This is a genomic window from Brevundimonas subvibrioides, assembly GCF_027271155.1.
In the GTDB taxonomy this organism is placed as follows: domain Bacteria; phylum Pseudomonadota; class Alphaproteobacteria; order Caulobacterales; family Caulobacteraceae; genus Brevundimonas; species Brevundimonas subvibrioides_D.
This window is the reverse complement of sequence record NZ_CP114542.1, coordinates 2,574,363-2,600,653: the sequence shown is the minus strand read 5'-3', so window position 1 is coordinate 2,600,653 and position 26,291 is coordinate 2,574,363. Positions and strand designations below refer to the sequence as shown.

At 65.5% G+C, this 26,291-nt stretch carries 18 protein-coding genes; 11 read left to right on the top strand and 7 right to left on the bottom strand.

Annotated elements, in window-relative coordinates; genetic code table 11:
* Positions 1 to 22: 22 nt before the first annotated feature.
* The 7 genes from O3139_RS13135 to O3139_RS13105 form a co-directional block, all read right to left on the bottom strand.
* A complete protein-coding gene (locus tag O3139_RS13135) occupies positions 23 to 820 on the bottom strand; it encodes a hypothetical protein (RefSeq protein ID WP_269514497.1) in 798 nt (265 codons plus the stop codon).
* The gene (locus O3139_RS13130; RefSeq protein ID WP_269514496.1) at positions 817 to 2,022 is read right to left on the bottom strand and encodes a CHASE2 domain-containing protein; all 1,206 of its coding nucleotides are present in this window, start codon (positions 2,020 to 2,022) and stop codon (positions 817 to 819) included. The genes O3139_RS13135 and O3139_RS13130 overlap by 4 nt, the downstream gene beginning before the upstream one ends.
* A complete protein-coding gene (locus O3139_RS13125; RefSeq protein ID WP_269514495.1) occupies positions 2,019 to 6,182 on the bottom strand; it encodes a CHAT domain-containing protein in 4,164 nt (1,387 codons plus the stop codon). Before O3139_RS13125 ends, O3139_RS13130 begins: the two co-directional genes overlap by 4 nt.
* A complete protein-coding gene (locus O3139_RS13120; RefSeq protein ID WP_269514494.1) occupies positions 6,179 to 8,473 on the bottom strand; it encodes a caspase family protein in 2,295 nt (764 codons plus the stop codon). Before O3139_RS13120 ends, O3139_RS13125 begins: the two co-directional genes overlap by 4 nt.
* Positions 8,474 to 8,516: 43 nt before the next feature.
* Positions 8,517 to 11,759 carry a tetratricopeptide repeat protein gene (locus O3139_RS13115; RefSeq protein ID WP_420022357.1) on the bottom strand — a complete coding sequence of 1,081 codons (3,243 nt, stop codon included), beginning with the start codon at positions 11,757 to 11,759 and terminating at the stop codon, positions 8,517 to 8,519.
* 322 nt (positions 11,760 to 12,081) lie between these two features.
* Positions 12,082 to 12,816, bottom strand: coding sequence for a hypothetical protein (locus O3139_RS13110; RefSeq protein WP_269514493.1), 735 nt, complete (start codon positions 12,814 to 12,816; stop codon positions 12,082 to 12,084).
* A 107-nt stretch (positions 12,817 to 12,923) separates the two neighbouring features.
* Entirely contained in the window at positions 12,924 to 13,511 is a 588-nt protein-coding gene (locus O3139_RS13105; protein ID WP_269514492.1) for a hypothetical protein, read from the bottom strand.
* A 594-nt stretch (positions 13,512 to 14,105) separates the two neighbouring features.
* On the opposite strand from O3139_RS13105, the gene O3139_RS13100 reads away from it, so the two are divergent.
* The 11 genes from O3139_RS13100 (at position 14,106) to O3139_RS13050 (ending at position 26,236) form a co-directional block, all read left to right on the top strand.
* Positions 14,106 to 15,059 (top strand): hypothetical protein, encoded by a 954-nt coding sequence (locus O3139_RS13100; RefSeq protein ID WP_269514491.1) that lies wholly within the window; start codon positions 14,106 to 14,108, stop codon positions 15,057 to 15,059.
* Between the two features lie 262 nt (positions 15,060 to 15,321).
* Positions 15,322 to 17,943 (top strand): Z1 domain-containing protein, encoded by a 2,622-nt coding sequence (locus O3139_RS13095; RefSeq protein ID WP_269514489.1) that lies wholly within the window; start codon positions 15,322 to 15,324, stop codon positions 17,941 to 17,943.
* The gene (locus O3139_RS13090) at positions 17,936 to 18,943 is read left to right on the top strand and encodes a PD-(D/E)XK motif protein (protein ID WP_269514488.1); all 1,008 of its coding nucleotides are present in this window, start codon (positions 17,936 to 17,938) and stop codon (positions 18,941 to 18,943) included. The genes O3139_RS13095 and O3139_RS13090 overlap by 8 nt, the downstream gene beginning before the upstream one ends.
* 104 nt (positions 18,944 to 19,047) lie before the next feature.
* Entirely contained in the window at positions 19,048 to 20,835 is a 1,788-nt protein-coding gene (locus O3139_RS13085) for a hypothetical protein (protein WP_269514487.1), read from the top strand.
* Positions 20,832 to 21,713: a hypothetical protein gene (locus O3139_RS13080; RefSeq protein ID WP_269514486.1), complete on the top strand. Its 882-nt coding sequence runs from the start codon at positions 20,832 to 20,834 to the stop codon at positions 21,711 to 21,713. Before O3139_RS13085 ends, O3139_RS13080 begins: the two co-directional genes overlap by 4 nt.
* Positions 21,714 to 21,715: 2 nt before the next feature.
* Positions 21,716 to 22,471: a hypothetical protein gene (locus tag O3139_RS13075; RefSeq protein ID WP_269514485.1), complete on the top strand. Its 756-nt coding sequence runs from the start codon at positions 21,716 to 21,718 to the stop codon at positions 22,469 to 22,471.
* Between the two features lie 234 nt (positions 22,472 to 22,705).
* Positions 22,706 to 22,885: a hypothetical protein gene (locus O3139_RS13070; protein WP_269514484.1), complete on the top strand. Its 180-nt coding sequence runs from the start codon at positions 22,706 to 22,708 to the stop codon at positions 22,883 to 22,885.
* The gene (locus tag O3139_RS13065) at positions 22,882 to 23,055 is read left to right on the top strand and encodes a hypothetical protein (protein ID WP_269514482.1); all 174 of its coding nucleotides are present in this window, start codon (positions 22,882 to 22,884) and stop codon (positions 23,053 to 23,055) included. Before O3139_RS13070 ends, O3139_RS13065 begins: the two co-directional genes overlap by 4 nt.
* 56 nt (positions 23,056 to 23,111) lie before the next feature.
* Positions 23,112 to 24,353: a DNA (cytosine-5-)-methyltransferase gene (dcm, locus tag O3139_RS13060; protein WP_269514481.1), complete on the top strand. Its 1,242-nt coding sequence runs from the start codon at positions 23,112 to 23,114 to the stop codon at positions 24,351 to 24,353.
* Entirely contained in the window at positions 24,346 to 24,798 is a 453-nt protein-coding gene (locus O3139_RS13055; protein ID WP_269514480.1) for a very short patch repair endonuclease, read from the top strand. The genes dcm and O3139_RS13055 overlap by 8 nt, the downstream gene beginning before the upstream one ends.
* Before the next feature lie 76 nt (positions 24,799 to 24,874).
* The gene (locus O3139_RS13050; RefSeq protein ID WP_269514479.1) at positions 24,875 to 26,236 is read left to right on the top strand and encodes a type II restriction endonuclease; all 1,362 of its coding nucleotides are present in this window, start codon (positions 24,875 to 24,877) and stop codon (positions 26,234 to 26,236) included.
* Positions 26,237 to 26,291: the final 55 nt, after the last annotated feature.

Genomic DNA, 26,291 nt, shown 5'->3' with positions numbered 1-26,291 from the left:
ACGATGAGCAGGGCGGACGACATCACTCGGTCAGGATCTCGGTCTGGGTTTTCCAGATATAGTCCATGACCGACTGCGCCTGTTCGAGGCAGCCCGCATCGGTCAGGACCGGCAACAGGTCGTCTCCCGAGATGGAGTCTATGGTCACGACAGCGAAACTGGTCGCTGAATATGGCCGGCCGGGCGTCACTACCGCGGCTTGTCCGCCAGCCGCCTCCGGTCGTGCGAGAGGCCAGACCGCATGTGCTTCGCCAGGCTCGAACACAACGGTGTGGCTTTCGTTGGCGACCGTGATCTCTATGGTTTCCCGTCGCGAACTGGAAGCCCTCGAAAGCTGCGGCTGTTGCCCTCTCGCAACGCACTGGGGACCCAAGGCCTGAGATCCGAGCACGACGATGGGAGGGATCTGGTCGAGCGAAGTGATGGTCGCGCCTTCCACAGACACATCCGATGAATCCGAGAAGCTGCGAACACCGCCGTTTCGGAAGGAGTTTCGGGTCTGTTGCAGAAAGGCCAAGGCGCGTCCCACGAAGCTCTGGCTTTGGCCTTCGCGCGCTCTTGCCTGAGCCAACGTCCCTCTGAACGGTCCCGCGTACGCGGCTTCGCTGCGATCAGCGCCAATGAACATAAGCGTCTGGTTGGACCCCAGAGTGATGACTGCGTTTGGCCCCATCAAGCGAATGGGCCGGACCGTTCGACCGTCTGTGACCCATGTTATTGATCCATCGGGATTTGTCTGTTGGCGCGCCGAGGCTTCCGTCGCGGTTGCAAGCGTGACCACCGTCAACGCCGCCGTAATCAGCAGTTTTGGTGACTTCATAGGATTGTTTCTCCTAGCGTCTTTCCGGCACTGGGAAGGCCGCCGATGCGATAATTGAGACGCATGCTGTTGAACAGGAAACCCAGAAATACGGCGAACCCCGCCGCATCGCCTGGAAGGACGAAGCGAGCGAACTTGAACAGGGTTATATCAATCACAATCAGCGAGATCGTGACAACGAACAAGACGATCCCCCTGCGTTTGCGCATCTCCGAGAATGATCCGAGGATCGCACCCGAGAGCCCGCAGAACAGCAGGAGGATCGCTTCACCGATCACACCCAGTTCATGGCGCACCCGGCCATCGAAGAGTTGCTGCATGGCCTGGGCATGGACCAGGACGCCGGGGGATGTCGCACCGTTGCTCAGGCTCGACTGCGTGCCTGGAACACCGGCGGTGTCACCATGCAGGACCGAGAGCGGGGTCTTGTGTCGATCAATGAGATCAAACACACCCCCGATGATAACGACCTTGCCGCGAAGCCGGGCAAGCTGGAGCGGCATGACGTCCGGTCCTGTCAGCTCGGAGCTTCGAATATAGGTAAAGGTCTCCTGACCCGGAGGCTCCAGCAGCCAGTCTATCCGGATGGGCCGCTCGCGGTCGCAGTGGGGCAGCGTCCTGAGGCCCGGATTGTCACGTACCAGCTTGGCTGCTTCTGAGAGGCTGCAGGTTCCATCGGGCGAAACCGGAATATGGCGTACCACGTCATCAACAGTAGCCGATACCAGCGGACCGCCGATCGGTCTGTATGTGGACGCGAGGAAGCGGTTCTGGAACGCCGGATCCAAAGGATCTCCCGAACGTATCAGAACGACGGGCACCTGAAGGTTCCGAAGCGTCTGCTCGAGAGCCTCATCCTTTTTGGGCTCGGTGGTCCGGTCGAACAGGATGTCCAGAACAATGACCCGGGGTTCGGCCCCGGCGATTTCGGTCACCACATCCGAGAGATAGCCCCGGTCGAGCGGCGACAGATAGGGCACGCCTTCAAGGCTTTTCTCGTCGATACCGACGATGGCCACGTCCAAGCTCGTCTGGGGAGCCCTGTCCGAGAAAGCGACTGTCCTCAGGTCGGTGATCGAATGTTCGATCTTCACAAATTGGGGTAGCAAGTTGATCGCAAGGATGGCGAAGCCACCCGCGAGCACCCCGGTCGCCGCGACCTTCGCGACCTCAATCATGGTTTTCGGAGTCGGCAGTTTCATTCTGCCCCGACGAGGATGAAGGGAGCCCAGTGTGTGGGGTGAGCCGTGTTCGGGTTCTGCATGAGGTCCTGCATGGACTGCTGCATGGCCCGGGCCCTGGAGAGGGCGGGGTCCTGCTGCTGCAGCCTGACGGCGGAGGTGGTGAGGGCGGTGGCGTCGGTGTCTCCGACCTTCCAGTGGGAGACGAGCAGGGAGCGGGCACCGGCGAAGAAGAAGGCGCGGGCGAGGCCGGCGAGGGCTTCGGAGCCGGCGTCCTGGTCGCTGGAGGCGGTGTTGCAGGCTGAGAGGATGACCCAGTCGGCATTGAGCCGAAGGCCTGCGGCCTCGGCGGCGGTGAGCAGGCCGTCGTCGTCGCCTTCGGGCCGACCGGGCGGGCTGAAGGCCAGGGCCGCCTGATCGAGGCCGAGCTCGGGCGGGATCAGGCCGTGGGTGGCGAAGGCAATGACCCGGGCGCGGGCCAGGGTGCCGTCGTCGCTCAGGGCCTTGACCCGGGCCTCCGTGGCATCGGTCTGGAAGGAGAGGGTCTCGCCTTTCTCGTCGCCCAATGCCGCAGCGATGGCGAACAGTTCGTCGCCTGTGCTGTCCAGGGGATCGAGGGTGCGGACCCTATTGGCGCGCAACTGGGCCCGGGTGAGGAAGCGGCCCTCCTCGGGCTGGATGGTGCGGCCGGCATTGTAGGTGGCGAAGCCGAAGCCGCGGAAGGGGTCGGGCGCGCTCGGGGCCTCCCGCCGGTCCTCACCCCGGACCTGACGCAGGGTGGACAGGTTGGGCAGGACGCTGAGGGCCCGGGTAGTGCCCAGCCAGGGGGTGTCGATCAGGGCCCGGGGATCGGCGTCGTCGCCCACGGGCTCGGCCATGGGCAGGGCGGCGAAGGGCAGGGACAGCAAGGACCCCTGGGGGCTCAGGATCCAGTCCTCCTTGTCGGCCAGCAGGGCGGCGATCCGTTCATCACCGAACAGGGCCTGATAGAGCTCATAGGCCCGGCTGCGGTCGAAGCCCCGGCCGCCCTGGCCGACGGTCGCACTGCCGCCGCTGTCGGGCCCGCGCCCGCCGTCTGGCTTGAGCTCGTCCCGCAGAACCCCGATGCGGGCCTCAAGGTCATCCGGCTCCATGCCCACCTCGGCCCAGTCGAAGCCCTCGCGGGTCACCACGAACACGATCCCCCGACGCTGACCCTCGGGCATGCGTGCATCCCCCGGCGAGACCAGCACCAGGGCCTCGCTCTCATGCAGCAGGGGCTGGAGGTCCGCCACAGACAGGGACGAGGGGTTGAGCAGTTCGAGGTACTGCGGGTAATCCCGCTCAAGCTGCGTCGTCAGATCTGTGATCCGGGCGTCCAGCGTATCGCGCCGGCGGACCAGATCGGCCTGCCGGGTCCGGGCCGCTTCATCGGTTCCGCCGGCGGCGGCGGAGAACTGGCGGTCCAGACCGGCACGCTCCTCGAGTGCCGTCTCCCACTCCCGCGCCAAGGCCTGCCCTGCCGGGCTGAGCGCCCGGCGCGCCGCCGCCCGCACCTGGGCGCGGCCGGCCGAGGACCCCTCCTGCCACTGCACGGCCTGGAAGGCCTCGGCCCTCAGGGCGTCATCGCCCGCGCCCGACCGATCCACCGACCAGGCCGCACGGGTGAAAATCACGGCGGCGGTTCCCGTCGCACCGGCGAGACGGACTTGGGAGGCCTCATCTCGGTTGCCACCCTCCCGCAGCGCCACGGTGCGGCGAATCTCCAGGGCCTGCCGCGCCGGGGTCAGGGCGTCGGAGGCCGCGCCGGACCCCAAGGCAGCAAGGGCTGTGTTCTCCGCCGTTCCGGCAGTCGTAGGATGGCTGGGTCCCAGCGCGGCCTCGGTGATCCTGAGGCCGCGCTCATTCAGGGGGCGAGCCTCTGCATAGAGGCCCTGGGCGATAAGGTTGACGGCCAGGTTGTTCAGGCCGAGGGCGGTGGTTGGATGGTCGGGTCCCAGCGCGGCCTCCCAGATGCCAATGGCGCGGTTAAAGCGGGGCTGGGCCTCGGTGTAGCGGCCCTGAGCTCTGATGTTTTCAGCCAGGTTGTTCAGGCTGCGCGCGGTGTCGGGATGGTCGGGTCCGAGTGCGGTCTCGTTGATCGTGAGGGCACGCTCGTAGAGGGGCTGGGCATCGGCATAGAGGCCCTGGGCGTTGAGGTTGAAGGCGAGGTTGTTCAGGCCAAGTGCGGTGCGCGGATGTTCGGGACCCAGCGCGGCCTCGTTGATCCTGAGGGCGCGCTCAAGTAGGCGCCGGGCCTCGGCGAACTGGCCCTGGGCGTTGAGGTTTGCGGCCAGGTTGTTGAGGCTGGTCGCGGTGTCGGGATGGTCGGGTCCCAGCGCGGCCTCGGTGATCCTGAGGGCGCGCTCGAATAGTGGCCGGGCCTCGCCGTACCGGCCCCGGGCGTTGAGGTTGTAGGCCAGGTTGTTGAGGCCTCTGGCGATGTCGGGATGGTCTGGTCCAAGTCTGGACGCTGCGATCCTGAGGGCGCGCTCATAGAGAGGCTGGGCCTCGGTATAGAGGCCTTGGGCGTCGAGATTGAGGGCCAGGTTGCTGAGGCTGGCGGCTGTGTCTGGATGGTCGGGTCCGAGGGCGGCTTCCCGGATCCTGAGGGCGCGCTCATGGAGGGGCTGGGCGTCTGCATAGAGGCCCCGGTCGTCGAGGTTTGCGGCCAGGTTGCTGAGGCCGTCGGCGGTGTCGGGATGGTCCGGTCCGAGTGCGGCCTCCCTGATCCTGAGGGCGCGCTCAAAGAGGGGCTGGGCCTCGACATAAAGGCCCAGGGCGTTGAGGTTGAAGGCCAGGTTGTTGAGGCTGGTGGCGGTGTCCGGATGGTCGACTCCCAGCGCGGTCTCCTTGATCCTCAGAGCGCGCTCAAGGAGGGGCCGGGCCTCGGCATAGAGGCCCTGGGCTTTGAGGTTTTGAGAGAGGTTATCGAGGATGCCGGCTGTGTCTGGATGGTCGGGTCCGAGGGCGGCCTCCCGGATCCTAAGGGCGCGTTCGTAGAGGGGCTGGGCATCGGCATAGAGGCCCCGGGCGTTGAGATTGGAGGCCAGGTTGTGGAGACTTATCGCGGTGCTTGGATGGTCCGGTCCGAAGGCTGCCTCGTTGATCCTGAGGGCGCGCTCAAGTAGGCGCCGGGCCTCGGCGTACTGGCCCTGGGCGTTGAGGTTTGCGGCCAGGTTGTTGAGGCTGGTCGCGGTGTCGGGATGATCCGGTCCGAGTGTGGCCTCGGTGATACTGAGGACGCGCTCAAGGAGGGGCCGGGCCTCGCCGTACTGGCCCCGGGCGCTGAGGTTATTGGCGAGGTTATTGAGGCTTTGCGCGGTGTCGGGATGGTCGGGGCCGAGTCTGGCCTCCCTGATCCGGAGGGCGCGCTCATTGAGGGGCTGGGCCTCTGCATAGAGGCCCTGGTCGTTGAGGTTTGCGGCCAGGTTGTTGAGGCCGTCGGCGGTGTCGGGATGGTCGGGTCCCAAGGCGACCTCGGTGATCCTGAGAGCGCGCTCATAGAGGGGGCGGGCCTCGGCGTACTGGCCCTGGGCGCCAAGGTTTAAGGCCAGGTTGTTGAGGCTTTGCGCGGTATCGGGATGGTCGGGTCCGAGTGCGGCCTCCCTGATCCTGAGGGCGCGCTCATGGAGGGGCCGAGCCTCGGCATACCGGCCCTGGGCGTTGAGGTTGAGTGCCAGGTTGTTGAGGCGGTTCGCGGTAGTTGGATGGTCGGGTCCGAGTGCGGCCTCGGTGATCCTGAGGGCGCGTTCGTAGAGAGGCCATGCCTCACGGTACTGGCCCTGGGCGTTCAGGTTGTTGGCCATCCAGCCCAAGATTCCCGCAGCCTCCGGGTGATCAGGTCCTAAGGTCCTCTGCTCGATGTCGAGGATCAGGGTCAAGAGACGTTGCGCCTCGTCGAAGCGGCGTTCGTTCGTCGCTGCCAGTGCCTCCGCCACCCAGGCTTCGTATTGCGTCTTCTCTTCGGCCGTCATCGGCCGGATGGCCGGCGGGATCACTGGCTGGGCGGGCGTCGCTTGTGCCACGGGATCCGCGAACCTTTGATCGACCTGCGCGAGCGCGCCTCCAGCGTGCAGCGCCAAAGCAATCGCCGATACCGATGCGGCCGCGATCACCCTCAGCGGGTGGCCGGACGGTGCATTCGTTCGTCTGTCGGTCATCGCCCCGGTCCCCCAACCGTCGCAAACGTCTCGAAGAGGACCACCCGCGCGCCGCCGCGCTCGGTGAGGTCCATCGGACCGCTCCGCACCGTCCCGTAACCGAGCGTAGCCGCCTCCAGCAGGGCTGCAAAGCCCGTTCGCGGTCCTGCGTTGCGCGACGCGGATGGAAGTCCCCCGGCCAGATCCCGGAAGTCGGCCGCGATCGATGCTCCGGGGCGGGCCTCCACGGCGAGCAGAACGATCCGGCCCGTCCCGATCGCGCCTCGCGCACCCGGAGGCGGCGCGACCTCGGTATACGACACCACCGCCTCGGCCCCTGCCGGCAGGCGCAGACCCTCATACCGACCGCGCGGATAGCCGCTGAGGAAGGTCGTCTGGTTCCAGGCGTCCAGGTACAGAGGGGTGATGTCCAGCGTCTGGTCGCCGGTGTTGCGCACGGTCAGATAGACCCGCTCACAGTCCGCCGGGCGGATCAGAGTGGCGGAGGCCGCGGCAGCATCGGACATTATGACCGCCTCGGCGGGAATCTGGCGAGAGGGGACGTGCGGCTGGCATCGCTCTTCGATGCGGGGCAGGGCCGGGGCGATGGCCACGGTGACCGCGAGCGCCCGCGAGATCGGGGAGTCCCGATAGGCCGAGGCCACGCCGATCAGGTTGCGGGTGCGGGCGACGGCCCGCAAGGCGCGGATCAGGGTCTCGGGCGTCACGTCCTCCACCGGCATGGAATAGGGCTGGGCGGGACCGGTCGTCTGGAGGGCAGTTGTGTCAGGGACGAACCACAGGCGATCCTCCGCGACCATCAGGCGAAGATCGGCGGGCCCTGTCTCCTGAACCCAGTCGATTGCGAGGGGGAGATCTCCGGACGCCGTGTCGCGGATCGCTGCCACCGCCTCGCCCGGGCGTCCCGACGCGGTGCCTGGAGAGACTGCGACACGCAGGACAAAGGACGGCACCCTCTGGACCAGCCGCGCCTCCAGAGCCGGGGCCGTGTTCGCCAGCCAGGCCTCCAGCTGATCTCTCCGCAGCCCGCGGGCCGCCAGGACCTCGTCCAGCCGGTCGGGAAAGGCCGGATCGCGCAGGATCTCCAGATCGGCCCGCTCCAGGCGGGATCGGGTGACCCGGCCGTAGAAGATCGGTGCCTCGCCCGAACCGACCGTGCGGCGACCGACGGCGAAGATCGCGCCCTCTCCGACATCGTCGAGGAGACCGGCGCGGACGCTGAGCGCGCCGTCGATGTTTTCCAGCCGCCAGCTGCGCTCGCCCTCGCCGCCGAGGAAAGTTCGTCGTCCCAGATCCCCTTCGAACAGCGGCGTCCGGACGCCGCCGCCGTTCTCCCAGTATTCGGCCATGATGGTCTGGGCCAGATCGCCATAGGTCTCGCTGCGGCCCGAACGGATGGCCTGGACCAGCGACCAGGTCATCAGGCCGTGCTGACGGCGTTCATCGGCGGGGAGCTCTAGCGGCAAGGGGCGCTCAAGGGCCAGTTGTTCCGGCTGGACCGCATAGAAGGCGACCAATCCGCCGCCCGGGCGCGACCGCGTCAGGTCGAACCCGGCGATCCGCCGATCGTCGGCGCGAGGCGACCGCGTCCCGGCCGGGGCCGGTACCGTCGGCACGCCCAGATCTGTGGGGGCAATGTCGCGCGTGACGATGTCGGTATCACCGCTCCGCACGCCGGTTCCGGAATGGCAGGCGTCCAGCACGAACCAGACGAAGGTGCCTTGATCGACCAGCCGGGAGACCCGCTCGCCGAATTCGTCGTCCAGGATCTGGTTGTCCACTTGGGCACCGGCCGTGTTCCAGACGCCGATGTCCAGCGGCAGGAAGATTTCGTCATTCCCGTCCGGCTCGCCCGGCCCGTCGGTTTTGGCCGTTTCGGGGACAAAGGAGCCGTGGCCGGCGAGATAGATCATGACCTCTTCGCCGGGCTTGGCCCGGTCGATCAGGTCGTCGAGCTCGGCCAGGATGGCCGCGCGGGTGGGGTCCCCTGCGGAAACCGGCGGCGCGGGACCGGCGTCGGGCCCGATGATGTCAGCGAGGACGCGGATGTTGCCTGCCGGGACATCGGACTCGATCAGGGTGCGGTAAAGCAGGGCGACGTCATTGGGCGTACCGGCCAGCGCCCTGGAGCGGCCGTCCGATCTCAGTCCGGGATAGCCGCTGACGGCGACCAGCAGGGCGTGTCGGTTGGCTGGGTCGGCGGTCTGGGCCGCAGCGGGCATGGACGCCATGATGAGCGCCCAAATGCCGACCACGGCTGAAGCCAGAGCGCGGGCCTGCAGGGTCGTCATGAGCTGGAACGACGTACGGCCACCGCTCGGCCCACCGTCCCCGTCATCGCTCTGCCCCCACGAGGATGAATGGCGCCCAATGAGTGGGATGCGCATTGGGGAATGGACGATCCGCAGTGCCTGGCGTGTTCAGGAGGTCCTGCATGGAGCGCTGGAGGGCGCGGGTGCGCGAGAGGCCCTGACCCTGCTGCAGCCTGACAGTGGAGGTGGTGAGGGCGGTGGCGTCGGTGTCCCCGACCTTCCAGTGGGAGACGAGCAGGGATCGGGCACCGGCGAAGAAGAAGGCGCGGGCGAGGCCGGCGAGGGCTTCGGACCCGGCCTGCGCATTGCTGGAGGCGGTGTTGCAGGCCGAGAGGATGACCCAGTCGGCATTGAGCCGAAGGCCCGCAGCCTCGGCGGCGGTGAGCAGGCCGTCGTCGTCACCCTCGGGCTGACCGGGTGGGCTGAAGGCCAGGGCCGCCTGATCGAGGCCGAGCTCGGGCGGGATCAGGCCGTGGGTGGCGAAGACAATGACCCGGGCGCGGGCCAGGGTACCGTCGGCGCTCAGGGCCTGGACCCGGGCCTCGGTGGCGTCCGTCGTGAAGTCGAGGGTTGTGGCCGGGTCGGCGTCCAGGGCCGCGGCGATGGCGAACAGTTCGTCGCCTGTGCTGTCCAGGGGATCGAGGGTGCGGACCCTATTGGCGCGCAACTGGGCCCGGGTGAGGAAGCGGCCCTCCTCGGGCTGGATGGTGCGGCCGGCATTGTAGGTGGCGAAGCCGAAGCCGCGGAAGGGGTCGGGCGCGCTCGGGGCCTCCCGCCGGTCCTCACCCCGGACCTGACGCAGGGTGGACAGGTTGGGCAGGACGCTGAGGGCCCGGGTAGTGCCCAGCCAGGGGGTGTCGATCAGGGCCCGGGGATCGGCGTCGTCGCCCACGGGCTCGGCCATGGGCAGGGCGGCGAAGGGCAGGGACAGCAAGGACCCCTGGGGGCTCAGGATCCAGTCCTCCTTGTCGGCCAGCAGGGCGGCGATCCGTTCATCACCGAACAGGGCCTGATAGAGCTCATAGGCCCGGCTGCGGTCGAAGCCCCGGCCGCCCTGGCCGACGGTCGCACTGCCGCCGCTGTCGGGCCCGCGCCCGCCGTCTGGCTTGAGCTCGTCCCGCAGAACCCCGATGCGGGCCTCAAGGTCATCCGGCTCCATGCCCACCTCGGCCCAGTCGAAGCCCTCGCGGGTCACCACGAACACGATCCCCCGACGCTGACCCTCGGGCATGCGTGCATCCCCCGGCGAGACCAGCACCAGGGCCTCGCTCTCATGCAGCAGGGGCTGGAGGTCCGCCACAGACAGGGACGAGGGGTTGAGCAGTTCGAGGTACTGCGGGTAATCCCGCTCAAGCTGCGTCGTCAGATCTGTGATCCGGGCGTCCAGCGTATCGCGCCGGCGGACCAGATCGGCCTGCCGGGTCCGGGCCGCTTCATCGGTTCCGCCGGCGGCGGCGGAGAACTGGCGGTCCAGACCGGCACGCTCCTCGAGTGCCGTCTCCCACTCCCGCGCCAAGGCCTGCCCTGCCGGGCTGAGCGCCCGGCGCGCCGCCGCCCGCACCTGGGCGCGGCCGGCCGAGGACCCCTCCTGCCACTGCACGGCCTGGAAGGCCTCGGCCCTCAGGGCGTCATCGCCCGCGCCCGACCGATCCACCGACCAGGCCGCGCGGGTGAAGACCACGGCGGCGTTACCCGTCGCATCGGCGAGACGAACCTGGGAGGCCTCATCTCGGTTGCCACCCTCCCGCAGCGCCAGGGTTCGTCGGATCTCCAGGGCCTGACGGGCGGGTGTGAGCGCGGCCAAGGCCATACCGGACCCCAAAGCCGAGATCGCTGTGTTCTCCGCCGAAAAGGCGGTGTCGGGATGGTGCGGTCCGAGGGCGGCTTGCCTGATCACGAGCGCTCGCTCGAAAAGGAGCCGGGCCTCGGCGTAGTGGCTTTGGAAGTATTGATTGTAGGCTTGGTTGTTTAGGCTGAGGGCGGCTTCTGGATGGTCTGGTCCAACTGTGTCCTCAACGATCCTTCGAGCGCGCTCGTGGAGGGGTTGGGCTTGGGTGTATCGACCTTGGGCATCGAGGTTTGAGGCCAGATTGTCGAGGCGGGCTGCTGTTGTAAAATGGTCTCGTCCTAAGGCTGCTTCGTTGATCCTGAGCGCTCGCTCGAGGAGGGGTTGGGCCTCGGTATAGAGGTGCTGGGCGTTGAGGTTGACGGCGAGGTTGCTAAGGCTGGTGGCGGTGTCGGGATGGTTGGGTCTGAGGACAGCCTCCTGTATCGCTAAGGCCCGTTCATAGAGAGGCTGGGCCTCGTCGTATCGACCTTGGTCGTATAGATTGCTTGCTAGGTTGTTGAGGCCGGTGGCGATGTCTGGATGGTCTCGCGGGAGTGTGGCCTCCCTGATCATGAGGGCACGTTCGTAAAATGGCTGGGCCTCGTAGTAGCGGCCCAAGGCGTTCAAGCTGAAACCGAAATCGTTAAGCCTGTCCGCAGTTGCGGGATCGTTCAACGCGCTTGTAAGGTCGTTTGTGCCTTGAATTCCTAGAATGACGTTCAATGCCTCGCTATATTTTCCTTGTGAATTGAGATTTGAAGTGAGATTGTGAAGGCTGATTATCGTGTCAGGATGACTGGTTCCCAGCAAAGAAACGCGCATCTCTAGCGCGCGCTCATACAGTAATTGGGCTTCGCGATATTTATACTGAGTTTCTAGGATACCGGCTAAGTTGTTGAAGCTGGTAGCAATTTCTTGATCATTTTCATCAAGGGTGCCCTGTCTAAGTAACAGTGCATGTTCAAGCATGGTTTGGGCTTCATCATTTCTTCCCATCGCTTGGAGATTTCGGCCCAAGTTATTAATTATTACCGCTATGTTTGCAGTGTCAGGATCAGCCTCCGAATTGAGAATAATCAAAGCACGTTCGAATAAGATTTGGGCTTCGTCGTACTGGTTTTGAAGAGAAACAATAACCGCAAGACTATTAGAACTCATTGCCGCGATACGACTATAATCCCCGAACACGATTTCATTGATCGTGAGCGCGCGTCGAACAAGACGTTCAGCCTCAGGATAGCGCTGCATGTTGTATAGCGCTAAACCGAGAATACTCAATGTTTCGGCCACCTTAGGGTGGTTGGGACCGAATGTCTGCTCCTCGCGCGCGAGGACGCGTTCAAAGATGACCCGCGCATCGTCGAAACGTCGGTCGTTAGTAGCTTGATCTGCTTCAACGACCCAAGTGTCGTACTCCGCCTTTTCGTCCGGCGTCATCGCCCTGATTGGCGGCGGGATCGGCCGGTCTGGCGAGATTTGCCGGTCTGCCCGGGACACCTCAGTGCCTGCGCCGGCAGGCTCTGGCCCGGCTTGGGCGCAGACGCTCCCGGTCTGCAACGCGAATACAGACACCGCCGCAATAATCAGGGGCCTGAATGACCGAGCGCGAGATGAAGGTTGCGATGTCATCGGCAGAATCCTCGCTGTGCGAACACCATGAAAGACAGGTCGTCTCGGGCGGCGGAAATGATACCACGCCTCCCCGCCCCGCCGCGCGGACGACCCGTCGACGGCACCCAATCGTGCCTTCCTCAGGCCCTCAGTTCACGGCGAGGCGCACGTCGTTATAGACCCAGCCCAGATTGGTGATGCGGATCCGGAACTGACCGGTCCAGGCGGGCGTCCAGCCGCAGTATTCCGTGTCGTCGGACGAAAGCGAGCTGCACAACAGATTGCCGTTCTGGTCATAGACCTCCAGGTCCACGTCGGTGTCGCCGTCGCCCGCGATCGCGGCCTCGGCCAGGCGGCCTGCCGTGAAGGTCTCGATCGTGTCGTAGTAGCGGTTGGCCAGCAGCCGGACGTCGTGGGTGTGGGGGCCGGCCACCGTGCCGCGGCTGGCGCTCTGTTCGGTCTCGGCGATCAGGGCCGCGACGGTCTCGTCTCCGGCCGGGGCCAACAGACGGGCCTCACCCAACAGTTGAGCGACCAGGTCCTGGGCCGGGGTCTCGGCGCGGGTCGCGCCCTGGGCCGGGCGAGGCTTGGTCCCGGCGGGAGCCTCCCCCGTCTGGCCCTCATCCGTGCCCGGCGTGCGTCCGACCAGGGCCACGGCCCGGGCGGCGGCGACCAGCAGGACCGGATCGCGGGCTTCGCGGCCGATCTCGGCAAGGCGCATAGCGGCGTCGAAGCGAGCGACGCCCGATCCGCCCGCAACGGCCTGAGCCTCGACCGCCGCTGAATTCTGGCCCGATCGGTCCTGGGCCAAGGCGGGGCCCGTCGCCAGTACCAGTGTCGAAACCCCCGCCGCCAGAATGGCACCCACCCGCTTCATCCGCATGCCTTAACTCCCCATGGTCAAGCTTGACCCTGTGCAACCCTAAGCCCCCATGCGCGACGATCAAATGACAGTGTTCGTCATCGTCAGGCCGACGGTTCGCCGATGCTCTACCAGCAGGGCGGAGACGCGCAGCCATACAGACCGCCCTCGCCGCCAATCGGGGTTTGCCGGGCCGGGGCGGACGCGGGGCTGGAGGGTGCCGGGCGGTTGTTGTCGGGGCGGTTGTAATTTCGGGGATCGTCTTCGGGTCTATAGCCACGGTCCTGGGCTGCTGACCCCGAGGAGCCCGATCCGGCGATCGCCGCGCCGGCGACCCCGACCACGGCGAGGGTAAACAGGCCTGCTGCGACCGCTTGTGAGGGCGTCTGGCCCAAGGCACGGCAGCTGCCTGCATAATCCCAGAACTCGATGCAGGAGAACTGACCATCCACATAGCGGGCCCTCGCCCAGCCGCCGGAACCACCGTTGTAGGTATAGTTCCCGTAAAAAACGAGGACCCGGCCGTCGGGAGAGGTCTGGTCGATCTGCACATCGCGCATACTGCCCCGGTCATAGCGGTTCCAGACCCAGTTCCGTGCGTCGATCGAGACGATTTCCTCCATGGCCGCTGCGGGCGTCAGTCGGGCCTGGGCCATCGTCTGGGGCGGCGAAGCGGCGATGGCCAGAGACAGCCCCGCGAGAATGAACCTGTTCATCGAAAGCCTCCTGAGGGTTCGGGCGACGACCCGCCTTGCTCAGCGAGAGAAGCACCCGGACCCGCCATCGGCAGTGACAAAAAATGTCATGACGCTGCGGCGTGAGGCTGCGTCTTCTGCAGCGTCTCGACGCCCGCCGGCGTCACGACCTGGCCGAGAGGACGCAGGGATTCGGATAACTCAGGGCACCATTTCGGGGAATGGCCGTTAGGCGCGGAGGGGCAGGGGGCCCATGTCTTATCCTGACAAAAACGCCAAATAAGCCCGCTGGCCCGTTCGCCTAACCCGGGATAAGGTCATTAAGTGAGTACTCGCGGCCTTTTGAAGATTATCCCGCCGTGTCGGTATTGAGCGTATGCAATCCCGCGCAGCAGAGGTGGGCCTAAGGACGCGGCTATGATACGGGAGGAGCTTTACGAGCAGGTCTGGTCTCAGCCGATGCGCACCTTGGCGGCGTCGATGGGGATCTCCGATGTTGCGTTGGCAAAACGCTGCCGGGTCGCGCATGTACCGGTACCGCCGAGGGGCTGGTGGGCCAAAAAGGAGGCCGGGAAAGTCGCCCGGATAGTTCCCCTTCCGGCCTTGCCGTTTGTTATGGCCAACTATTTTCCAGCGCTTGATCTGACTTCTCGCGTTACGGATGACGCTGATATCGACGAGCGCTCCGATCCCGCCCTTGTTGGTCCGCCCGTTTTTCGCAACCTGGCCCAGGTCCAGGGAGAAATCCGCGCTGCCGTCGAGCATGTCAAAGTCGCGGTGAGTCTTGACCGCCCCCATCCGATCGTCGCTAGGCTGCTGAAGCAGGATGAGAGTCGACCTGCAGCGAAGGGCCCATACCCGCCTTACGACAGCCAGAAGTTTGTCAGCGCGATCCAGCAGCGTCGATTGCGTGTTCTCTCCAGCATCCTCAATGAACTCCAGCGCCTCGGTTGCAAGGTGAGCGGCAGTGCGCATGCTGGAGAACAGTTCAGTGTGAGCGTGGGAGGGAGGTGGACCTGCATCAACCTGACAGTGGAAGGTGCGTCGCCCGTCGGCTACTTCTCAAGCAGGCACCAAGCTCCAAAAGGGGAGCGCGAGCGTCTGCGGTTTGACATTGTCGATCACGGTGGTCGCGAGGCGCCAAAACGCTCTTGGCGAGAAGACAAGGCGCCGCTGGAGCGTCAAGCGACTTACATCGTTCAGAGCATCCTTCTTCAGGTCGAGGAGGATCAACGGGCATTGGCCTTGATGTCATACAAGTGGCACTGTGAAGACTACCAGCGCCGGCTTCAAGAAGCCCGGCTTGCTGCAGAAAAGGCAGAACTCGACCGGATCAAGCGCGAGGAGGCCGCCGCCGCCGCGCGCATCGATGCGCTGATCGACGGGGCAGACGCACTGGAACGCGCCGCTCGGATAAGGCGGTATGTGGCGGCTGTGACCGCCGCATACGCAACTGGCGCTGCCACGGTGCCGGACGGATTGGAGCAATGGGTAGTATGGGGGCTGAGCGAAGCCGATCGGATCGATCCGATCAAGTCTCGTCGCTTCGTGACTGATCTGGATCTGTAGACGCTTGTTCCGCGGGAAAAGAAGGGTGTCATCCTGATTGCGCGATCAACGTCAGATTGGTCCCCGGCAAGAGTGATGGATATGAACCCGAAATGCCCGGAATGGTCAGAATTCAGGATCTACTGAGGCCGCACGCCGTAGGGTGGTCTGGCTCTTGGGGCACCGCGCAACCGGTGCGCGTTGACCGCGGTCGGTTTCTCGTCCTCTCTTCAGCGTCCCGAATCGGTTCAATCGGAACCATGCTTCCAAGGAGTACGTCGCCTTGCCGTCTGCCCAAGCCCTTCAATTTCTGAAACTTGTCCGCGACGCTTTGCCGGGAACGGGAGACATAGACGCGGCCGCACTATCAGTGCGCCGAAGCCTAGAGGGGCTGCTGCCGCCTGACTCGCCAGCATGGGCGGATCTCGCGGAAGCGGCAGAGCTGCTGAAGCAAGAATTCCGGATCACTATTCTTCGCCGCAACTCGATACTGCGCGAGCGGCCGGAGTGGTACCACGGACCCCAGCCGGGCGATCATCATTGGAGCGCGCTGAAGACCTATCTGACCGGCGCAAAGGGCTGGGACGAGGAGACGGTCGATGTCATCGACGGGGCGTCCAGCGAGGTCGTATCGCTGTTGGAAAATCCTCGACAGCAGACTTTCTCGTCGCGCGGTCTGGTCGTCGGCTACGTTCAGTCCGGCAAGACGGCCAATATGACGGCAGTCATTTCGAAGGCCGTCGATCGCGGCTACAGTCTGATCCTCGTCTTCGCCGGCCTGACCGACAAACTGCGCCAGCAGACCCAGCGCCGGCTCGAAGCGGACATTGTCAAACGCCATCCCTCGCTCTGGCATCTGCTGACGACCACAGACATCAAGGGCGAGTTTCAGATCCCGGCGCAGGGCCACCTGATGGGTATGGACCGGGCCCAGATCGCTGTGATGAAGAAGAACGTCGCACCGCTGGAACGCCTGCTGAAGGTGATTGACAAAACCCCGGCCTCCGACATGCGCCGGCTGAAGGTTCTTCTGATTGATGACGAATGCGACCAGGCCACGGTGAACTCCGCCTCCAAGGAGATGGACATGTCGCGGATCAATGAACAGATCCGCCTGATCCTGAAGGCGCTGCCCTCGGTGTCCTACGTCGGCTACACCGCCACGCCCTTCGCCAACGTCCTGATCAATCCCTACGCCGACCAGACCGACACACTGGATGATCTCTATCCTAGAGATTTTATTACTGCCCTGCCGCTGCCCGAAGGTTATTTCGGGACCCAAAAGCTGTTCGGCCGCACGCCTGCCGATCCCGAAAACCCGCAGCCGGATGAGGAAGGCATGGATGTCGTCCGCGAGGTGACGGCCGACGAAGAGGCCAAACTGCAGGCGCCTAGCCAGAAGGCACAGGCCACCTTTGTGGTTGAGATGACCGCAAGCCTCGAGAAGGCGATCCTGTACTTCATTGCGTCCTGCGCCGCCCGACGGGCGAGAGGCCAGGAGCAGGAACACATGTCGATGCTGGTCCACACATCGTCGGCGATCATCATGCATGAAAGAGTCGCCGCACTGATCGAGGGCTGGCTGGATGAGAACCGCAAGGCGTTGGTGAACGGGACGGGCGCGATCTGCACGGCGCTGGAACAGGTATGGAACGAGGAGGCCGGGCGCGTAGCCCGGCCTAGCGGCAGCGAGATGTTCAGCGAGATCAGCGGTTTCGTGCCCGCGGTCCTGGAAGCCCTGCACGTGCCGGTCGAAAACGGCGCCAGCGACGACCGTATCGACTACAACTCCGGGCCCGTCACCTACATCGTGGTCGGGGGCAGCATCCTGGCGCGGGGACTGACGCTTGAAGGCCTTTGCGTCAGTTATTTCCTGCGTACGTCCAACCAGTACGACACCCTGCTTCAGATGGGGCGGTGGTTTGGCTACCGGAACGGCTATGAGGACCTGCCGCGCCTCTGGATGCCGGAAGCGCTGCGCGTGCGCTTCCAGTCTCTTGCTGCTGTTGAGGCAGAGATCCGGGAGGACATCGGCAGCTATAGTCGCCAGCCCATGGTGACCCCGATGGACTTTGCCGTTCGCATCCGGAGAATTCCGGGAATGGCCATCGTCGCGAGGAACAAGATGCGACACGCGCGTCGTGTCAGCATCGGCTACTGGGGCAGGCATCTCCAGACCATCCGTTTTGCCCGCAAAAACGCCGAGCTGCTCGAAGCCAACTGGAAGGCCGCCAGCCGGCTGGTCGAGGCCGCAGGCGCGGAAGGCAGCCGCGATACGAGCTTTACCCGCCCGCTGTTCCGCGACGTTCCGCGCAGCGCCGTGATCCGGTTCATCCGGGACTATAGCATCGATGCGACCCATCAGGACCTCGATACCGGACTTCTTCTTCAGTTCCTGGAGCAGGATCATCCGGCTCTTCAACACTGGAATATCGGGGTCGTCACCTCGCCCGACGGAGCTTCGTCGGCCGAGCCGCTCGGGGATCTGGGCCCGGTGAGCATGGTCAGGCGCTCCCGGCTCTCCGGCCTTGACGCCTTGGCCGACATCAAGGGCCTCATGTCGCGCGCCGACATTGCCTTCGATGTTCCCGGGGACACCGGGGACGGCGACTGGGAGGAGCTCAAGACGGAGCGTCGCGAAGCGCTTGGTGAGCGCCCGCTTCTCCTTCTCTACCCGATCGACCGGGCTTCTCCGGCGAAGGCGGGAAGCAAGGCGCGCGTCGCCATGGACGCCGTTCACGACGTCATCGGCCTGGGGCTTGTGATGCCCCTCTCAAAAGATCACGGCGGCGACCTCGTCAGCGTCGAACTGGCGCCGCCGTCGGCCGAGGAACTCGAGGCGATGGAGCAGGAAGATATGGACGCCGTCGACGCCGCGGGTCTGGAAGAGCCTGCCGTTGTCTAGTCTGGTCACCGAAATCCATACCCGCTGGACCTCCCTGCGCAGCGGCGGTGTCGCCACACCAGACGGGCTGCCCGTAAGCACCTTGACCATCGACACCGGACATGGCGCGGCAGCGCTTGCGCTCGATGAACAGGGCCGGTCCCAGTTGCTCCTTCCCGTGGCGGCGGGCACGCGGCGGCCATCCCTTGACACGCCACCTGCGTTGGAGGTCGGCGCCGCATTACTGACAGGCGACGGACAGCGTCGTGCGTATCTGGTCGTGACCTGCCTTGATCCGCGGCTCGACCGGGCCTTCGCGGATCTGGTGGAGGCCGTTCTGACCCGCGTCATCAGTGGGGAGCCCGCAAAAGATGCGCTGGTCACAGCGATCACTGATCTGGGCGCCCTGTTCGCCAGCCACGATACCGAGGCGGTTGATGATCGTATCATCCGCGGCCTCATCGCCGAGCTTGTTGTTATGCGACGGCTCGCCGCGCGTCATTCGGGTGCGCCCGCCCTCTGGTTCGGACCTGTTCCCGAGCGCCATGACTTCCGTGGCGGATCGCATGCCATCGAGGTCAAATCCGCCAGCCGCTCTGCGGGCCGGGTCACGATTTCGTCCGCCGACCAACTGGAGGCGCCGGCCGGCGGAACCCTGCAGCTCTGGCGCGTCGCGCTGGAGCGCACACAGGGCGGAGCAACGGTATCCTCGCTCGTGGCCGACATAGAACAACACTCCGGACGTTCAGCTGGACTGCGCAGCGGGCTCGCTGCCCTCGGGTGCCATGATCCGGATGATAAAGACTGGAACCGTATGTCGTTCAACTGCGAAGGCATCGACGCCTGGACAGTAGAGCCGGGCTTCCCGAGGATTGTCGCCTCCGCGTTTAAGGCGGGGGCCATGCCAGCTGGAATTCAAGGCCTGTCGTATGAGCTGGATCCGGCCGTAGCGGAGGCCTTCAGGGCTGATGAAGCGGAGATGCAGGCGCAGGAAGCGCGGCTCGCGGCCTCCCTGCCGTGACGCGTCTTGGTCTGTATTCCGAACCATACGCGCCGACCGGCAATATGGGTGACGGGGGGTTTGAACGGCTTCTCGGAGCTCCCCGTCTGGACGGGCTGCAGCTGGTGCTGCGCGAAGCTATCCAGAACAGCTGTGACGCAGCCAAGCTCGGGACGGGGCCGCGGATCCTGATCCGCCTGCGCACTCTTACGCCTGATCAGGTCGCGGTCCTGCGTGATCAGGTGCTCGCCGAGCTGCCCTTCATCGCCAGTTCCGCAGCCGCGCTCACGGCCTTCCTCGGTTCAAATGCGCCGCGCGTGCTGGAGATCTGCGACTTCGGGACGACGGGCCTTGGCGGCCCCACCCGCGCGGACCGAATTCCGGCCGGCATTGAGCGCACTGACTTCATCGACTTTATGCGCAATGTCGGCACCCGCAGGAACACCGACCTCGGTGGCGGCACCTATGGCTTCGGCAAGGCGTCTCTCTACCGGACGAGCCGGTGTTCCACGATCCTCATCGACACCCTTGCCCATGATCCGGCGCCGGGGGCGGACTCCCGTCGACTGATGGGGTGTCATCTCGGTGAATCCGGTGACCGCGATGAGGGCGACGGGTTTATCAGCCGCTATACAGGACGACACTGGTGGGGTGTTCGTGGAGAGGGCGATGACGCTGGAAAGGTCGGCGAGCCGGCGACCGGCGACGCCGCTCGGGCGCTATCGCAGGCGCTGGGCGCCGCGCCGAGAGACGACCCAGGCGCAACGGGGACCTCGATCCTGATCCTCGACCCCGACCTACGGCTCGATGCCGTGGACGAGGACGGAGGGGATGGCAGTACTGTGTCGTCTGACGCGTCGGACATCGGCGTTCACATCCTTGAGCGTGCCCTCTGGAACTTCTGGCCGCGCATGCTCGAGACAACGCCGGACGACCGGCGTGTCACCCTGACCGTGGAGATCGAGGGTGTTACCCTTGAGACGCCCCGCCCCGAACACTGCCCGCCGCTCGATCTGTTCGCGCGGGCCATGAACGAGATCCGGGCCGGGAAGGGCCGCGAGATCAGAAGCTACCGGCCCCAGACTTTCCTCGGACGCCTGGCGATCAGCCGGGGTGTGCGCGCCGATCGCCTGCCAGCGTTCCGTGCCGAGGGTCTCCTGCCGAAACGGTCGTCGTGCATCGCTCTCATGCGTCCGGCGGAAATGGTTGTCTGTTACATGGAAGGGCCTGTGCTTCCGGACGAACGGACCGAATGGGCCGGAGTCTTCGTGACCAGCGACGAGAAGGAGGTCGAGGAGGCTTTTGCAAGCTCCGAGCCCGCCGCCCACGACGTCTGGGACCCATCCGCCCTGCCCAAGGGTCCGGCGCGAACCTGGGTGAAAATGGCGCTGGTCCGACTGAAGGAGGCGGTTACCGAGGTCGCTGCTCCCGGGGCGGCCTCGGGAGGAAGCGAAGGATCGACGGGGTCGGTCGCGGCCGTCGCCGGCATGCTCGGCGCCTTCCTTGCAGGCGTTGGCGCCGGCGGGCCGTCCCGGGGCGGCGGGAGAGGTGGCGGGGGCGGCGGCACGCCAGGACGTCGTCACGTCAGCCAGCCGACGTTTGAGCGGCTGGAGATGTTCAAGGGCGAGCGCACCGCCTTGTTCACCCTGACCGTGTCGGGCCGCGGCGCCCACACCCTGCTTGATCTCACCCCCACCATATCGATGGACGGCGGCGACGTTGCGGCTGCGGGGCTGGATGTCGTCAACCCGCCTGCCGTCATCGAGGTCGAGGGGGACGGCGATGCCAGCTTCCAGGTCCAGCCGCTGATGGACATAGGCGACTTCGAAGGCGAACTCACAATTCGCGTCTCCGTGCCGGATGACTGCGCCGTCGGTCTCAGGGCATCCCTTCTTGCTGCGGACCCCGCATGAGCCGCCGGACCGCGGCACCCTTCAACCGACTGGATGCGGCGATCGTCGCCCGGCCATGGATGATCACCGTGGGTGACCAGTCGCCGGCCCCGCTCGGGGAAATCACGCCTGATTGGGATTACGCCAGCGCCGTCAGTGTGGAACGGGTCATTACGTTCGACCACCTGAAGGCCTCAGCCGAATTAGGGCTCGGTGACGAGCCCTACGCGCTGGAGGTCCTCATCGAGGCCGGCACAGGGCCGGGTGACCTCCCCCGGGAAGTCGTACTGCAGACCCGCCTGCCGCTAAAGCCCGGAGAGCCCTGCGCGATCGCCATCCGCGTTGATCCCTCCCGCCTCTCGGTTCAGCTTAGCCTGAGGACCTCCGTCCTGCTGGTTTCCGCTGTGGAGCCACTCGATCCACTCGCACCCAGCCGAGCAGCGTCCCGGCTGTGGGATGAGCGATGCGTCACCCGGATCGAGGGTGATGATCCACGCTTCCCCATGGAAGTCATCAGTTTCTCCGCCGTTTTCGCCGGTCGCCCCCACGAAGCCGCGCTCTGGATGCTCTCGTGGAGCCCCGCCAGTCCGGGGCGCGACTTCCACGGAGCTGCACGCCTCTATCTGAACATCGACGAGGAAGATTTCGTGGACCGCGTTCAGGAAGGGGACGGATTGACCCTTCAGGCCATCATGGGAGATGTCGTGTCCCAGATGTGCGAAGCCGCGCTGAGGGCAGGATGGGACGATGATTTCCACAGCGCTGAACCGGCTTCCGTTGCGGGACGGGTGGCGCACTGGCTGGGGCAGGCCTTTCCGGACGTCGCCGCAGCGAAGGCCGCCCTCGAGAACCGGCCCGGGGAGTTCCGGTCTGCCATACTCGCCAGCGTAAGGCTCTGACGATGCCGATCACGCTTCTTCCTCGCCTGAGCGCCGCCGCCGTGGACCAGCTGCTGTCTGCCCCGCCCGGGCCCGCCAGCACGGCGGGGGTCATCGACCTGCCTGACGCCATCACCTACGGGGCGGTAGGCGGAAGCCGGCTGCACGGCGCAGACCTCATCGCCCTCAAGGAGGGTGTGGAAAAGGTCGCTCGCGAGGCGGGCTACCCGAACGCCACGACGGTCGCGGCACGAGCGACGTTCGACGCTGCCTGCGCCCGGCATCTGGCGCAGTTGCCGATCTTCCAGTCAGGCGAAGCGCATCGCGATGACGTCTGGGCCTTTATAGCGGCCTATCTGTTCCGGCCGATTACCGTGTGGCGATATGGAGAGGCACCAGATCGTCATCACGGCGGGGTGCGAAACACCTTCCAGCGCTTGTGGATGCGCGGCACGGTACTTGACCGGGGAGACGGTCATAGCGATCGGTGGGGGTTGGTCGAGGGCCTGACCGAAGACGCCTTTGTCGCAATACTGGAGCGGCCCGCCATCGCGGCGAGTCGGACACTCTCCTGTGCGCTGGCGGAGGGCTGGCTGGCTGCCGCCTCACGCTACGGGCGCGCCGCTATGCAGCCAGTCATGCGTTCGGCGGTCATCAGGATACGCATGCGAAATGAGATCGTCGCGCTCGGCGCGCTGACGCCCGAGGATCTGCGCGAAGTTGTGGATGCTGTCTTTGTGGATGCAGAAGCAACAGTCCGGCGCACGGGCTCAGGGTGAAAGATTCGCACCGGAGGTCAGAAGGGCCGAGGAATTTCAGGGTAGGGAAGCTTTCTCCACGGACGATCGAGGTGCGTAATTCCTGATCAAACCCAGGATCGCATAAGAGTCTTTTGCAGGGTGAATGCAGTGCTCGACTGGACTTCCCCGAGAGACAGAGCGTGAGTGTCACTACGCCCGGCCAGTCCGGGCTCGCCTTGGTGGGGCTCTTGATGCCCCTGAACGGAGGCACCCATGCTGCACATTCACCGGGAAATACTCGAACTGGCCGCCAGTGCCGATGTCGGCCCTAGCATGCCGCCGCCGCTGGAAATCGAGCTGGCGGTCACGACGCTGATCGAACGGGAGCTGCTGATCGTCCAGAACGATAGAATTTCCATCACCGCCGAGGGCCGTAAGGCGCTTGCGGCATGAGGACCGAAGACCAGAAAACACGCGCGCGGCTCCGCCGCGAGGCTTACCGGCTGGCGCAGGAAACCTACGATCGCGAAGTCAGCTACGACCGCTTGGTTGTGATCCGCGACCGGCTCCGGGCGATCGACGAGGTGCTCTCCAGCCGTGTCGCGCGGCCTCAAGGTTCTTGACTTGTTCTTTGTGTCGAATGACGCCACGGTGTCGGAAATCGACCCAGAGGTGATTCTTGTCAGACTTCCACACCCTCCGCCTCCAGGCCGGTCTTTCAGTCGCCGAGGCCGCTGAACTGGCAGGGTATGACGAGCGCACGGGCTACCGCTGGGAGCGCGGGGAGGCGAAACCGAGGAAGGCCGTGCTGGAGGTGCTGCGCGCCCACACCCCGACGCCGCCCGAAGACCTTTCCAAGCCCGCCGCCTTCCGGTTCATCGACCTGTTCGCGGGCATCGGCGGCCTGCGCCGCGGGTTCGAGAGCATCGGCGGCCGGTGTGTGTTCACCAGCGAATGGGACAAGTTTTCCCAGATCACCTACCAGGCCAACTTCCCTCACGATCCGCATCCGATCGCCGGCGACATCCGCAATGTCGCCGAAGCCGACATCCCCGAGTTTGATGTCCTGCTGGCAGGCTTTCCGTGTCAGCCCTTCTCCCTAGCCGGCGTGTCGAAGAAGAACTCCCTGAACCGGGCCCATGGCTTCGCCGACGAGACGCAAGGGACCCTGTTCTTCGACGTGGCGCGGATCATCGCCCACCACCGTCCGGCGGCCTTCCTGCTGGAGAACGTGAAGAACCTGACCAGCCACGACAAGGGCCGTACCTTCGAGGTCATCAAGGAGGTCCTGCAGGAGCGGCTCGGCTACCACATCAGCTATCGCACGGTGGACGGCCGCGCCTGGACGCCGCAGCACCGGGAGCGGATCTTCATCGTGGGCTTCCGCGATCCGACCACCTTCTCGATGCTAGATTTGCCAATCCCTGACGAGAAGCCGACCCTCGCCTCGATCCTCCATGGCGCCAACGGCTACGAGACGCCGCCTATGGAGGATTACAGCGAGGGCTCACAGGGACCGGCGGCCGCGAAGTACACCCTCAGTCAGCACCTCTGGACCTACCTGCAAAACTACGCTGAGAAACACCGCCTGAAGGGCAATGGCTTTGGCTTCGGTCTGGTGGGGCCACAGGACGTCGCCCGCACCCTGTCGGCCCGCTACCACAAGGACGGCTCGGAGATCCTGATCGATCAGGGCAAGGGAAAGATCCCGCGCCGGCTGACACCGCGGGAGTGCGCTCGTCTCATGGGTTTCGACCAGCCCGGCCGACCGCCCATGAAAATCCGCGTCTCCGACACCCAGGCCTATCGGCAGTTCGGCAACGCCGTGGTGGTGCCGGTCATCGAGGCGATCGCGAAACACATGGAGCCGCATCTGATGACAGCCCTCGCCCGGCAGGAGCCTGAGCGCGAGGTTGCCTGACGTCGTCGACGCCGCAACCCGCAGCCGGATGATGTCCGGCATCCGGGGCAAAAACACAAAGCCGGAAATGATCCTGCGTCACGGCCTGCATGCGCGCGGCCTGCGGTACCGGCTGCACGCGAAAGATCTCCCCGGAAAGCCGGATCTGGTCTTCCCGGCGCGGCGTGCGGTGCTGTTCGCACACGGCTGCTTCTGGCACGGCCACGACTGTCACCTGTTCCGGATGCCCTCGACACGGCCGGAGTTCTGGCGGGCCAAGATCGCCCGCAACCAGGTCGTCGACTCGCGCTCGACGGCCGCGCTGGAGGCCGCCGGATGGCGGGTCGGCGTGGTCTGGGAATGCGCCCTGAAGGGCCGGACCAGGCTGCCGCTGGAAGCCGTGCTGGACGGGTGCGAGGCGTGGCTACGGGGAACCGAGCCCGCTTTGGAAATCCGGGGCGGCTGACGGCGTCGATCCGGAGGCCCATGCTGCTGGCGCGCGTCTCGCCGTACGCTTATCACTGCTCGACCGACCCGGAGACATGATGCCGCCACAGCCCGACCTGTTTGACCGGGATGATGCGACCGGCGCCATGCTGGCGGACCTGCTGGCCCGTGCCCCCCAGGTTCTGGTCAAGAAGCTGTCGAACAACGACCGGGACTGGGCCCGTCTGGCCAACAAGCATCAGGCCGGCGTCTATATCCCGCCCGCCCAGCGCGATGGCGGCTTCTTCCCGCCACTGACTGTGAAGGCGCGGGACGCAGAGGGGGCCGACGAGATCCGCGAGGTCTTCTTTCTGACCGAGTGGCCCCAGGTCGATGAGCGGAGGAAAACCCGGCTTGTGAACTACACGAGCAAGGGCGCCGAGACCCACATGACCGGCGTGCCAAAGGCCGCGTTCGGCGATCTGGGCCCGGCGTCATGGCTGGTCATGGCGCCAAAGCCCGGTGTCGAGGACCCGGCATACCTGTGTCTGACGATCGACTCCGGCTCTGACGCCGCCGGCGTCCTGACCGAGACCCTGGGCCTCGGCGCCGACTTTACGGTCGGCGTCCTCGAGCCCGCTGCGGTCGTCGCGCAGGAGCGCGACCTGATCATGGACTTCGCCGAGGAGGTTGCCACGGCCTGGCTGGCTGGTGATATCGCCCGCTTCGCCGGCGACCGTGCTGCCATGCCGACCACCGCGGTGCTGGCCGAACTCGCGCGCACAGCCTTCTTGGAGGGTCGCGGCATGGCCACGCTCGATCCGTTTGCGCTGGACGCCCCCGGCGACGCCATCCGCGAGATCAGCCGCGTCATCGAATGGGACCTGTTTCGGGACTACCAGCGCAAGGAACGCGCGGTCGAACTGGTGCGGGCCGTGTTCGGGGATCAGCCCGCCGATATGGACATGCGATCGGTCGTCCGGCGGATGGTCGACAGCGTCGGCGAGATCGACCGCATCATGCTTTCTGCCAGCCAGCAGCGGAAATCCCGAGCTGGCTACTCGTTCGAGCACCAGATTGAGGCGATGCTGATTGCGGGCAAGATCCCGTTCGCAAAACAGGTCGTCATGGACGCGAAAAAGCGCCCGGATTTCGTGCTGCCATCGCTGAAACACCTTCGGGCCGACCTGAAAGGGCCGGCGAGGGGACTGATCCTCAGCGCCAAGACGACGCTGCGCGAACGGTGGAAGCAGGTGGAGCGGGAAATGGGCGGCAGAGACCTGTTCTTGGCCACCGTCGATGAAACGATCGCGGCCAACGCCATCGAGGACATGGCCTCGATGAACATCACCCTCGTCGTGCCCGAGAGCCTGAAGTCGTCGAAGTCCACCGAGTACGTCCGCCACGCCAACGTGGTGGATTTTGCGTCGTTCTTCGGAGGTGAATTGCGAGATGCCCGGATGCCCGCTTGGGCGTAGTGCTGCCGGTATGGTTTGACGTCGTTTCCACGAGCCAACTTCTGGACGTGACTCA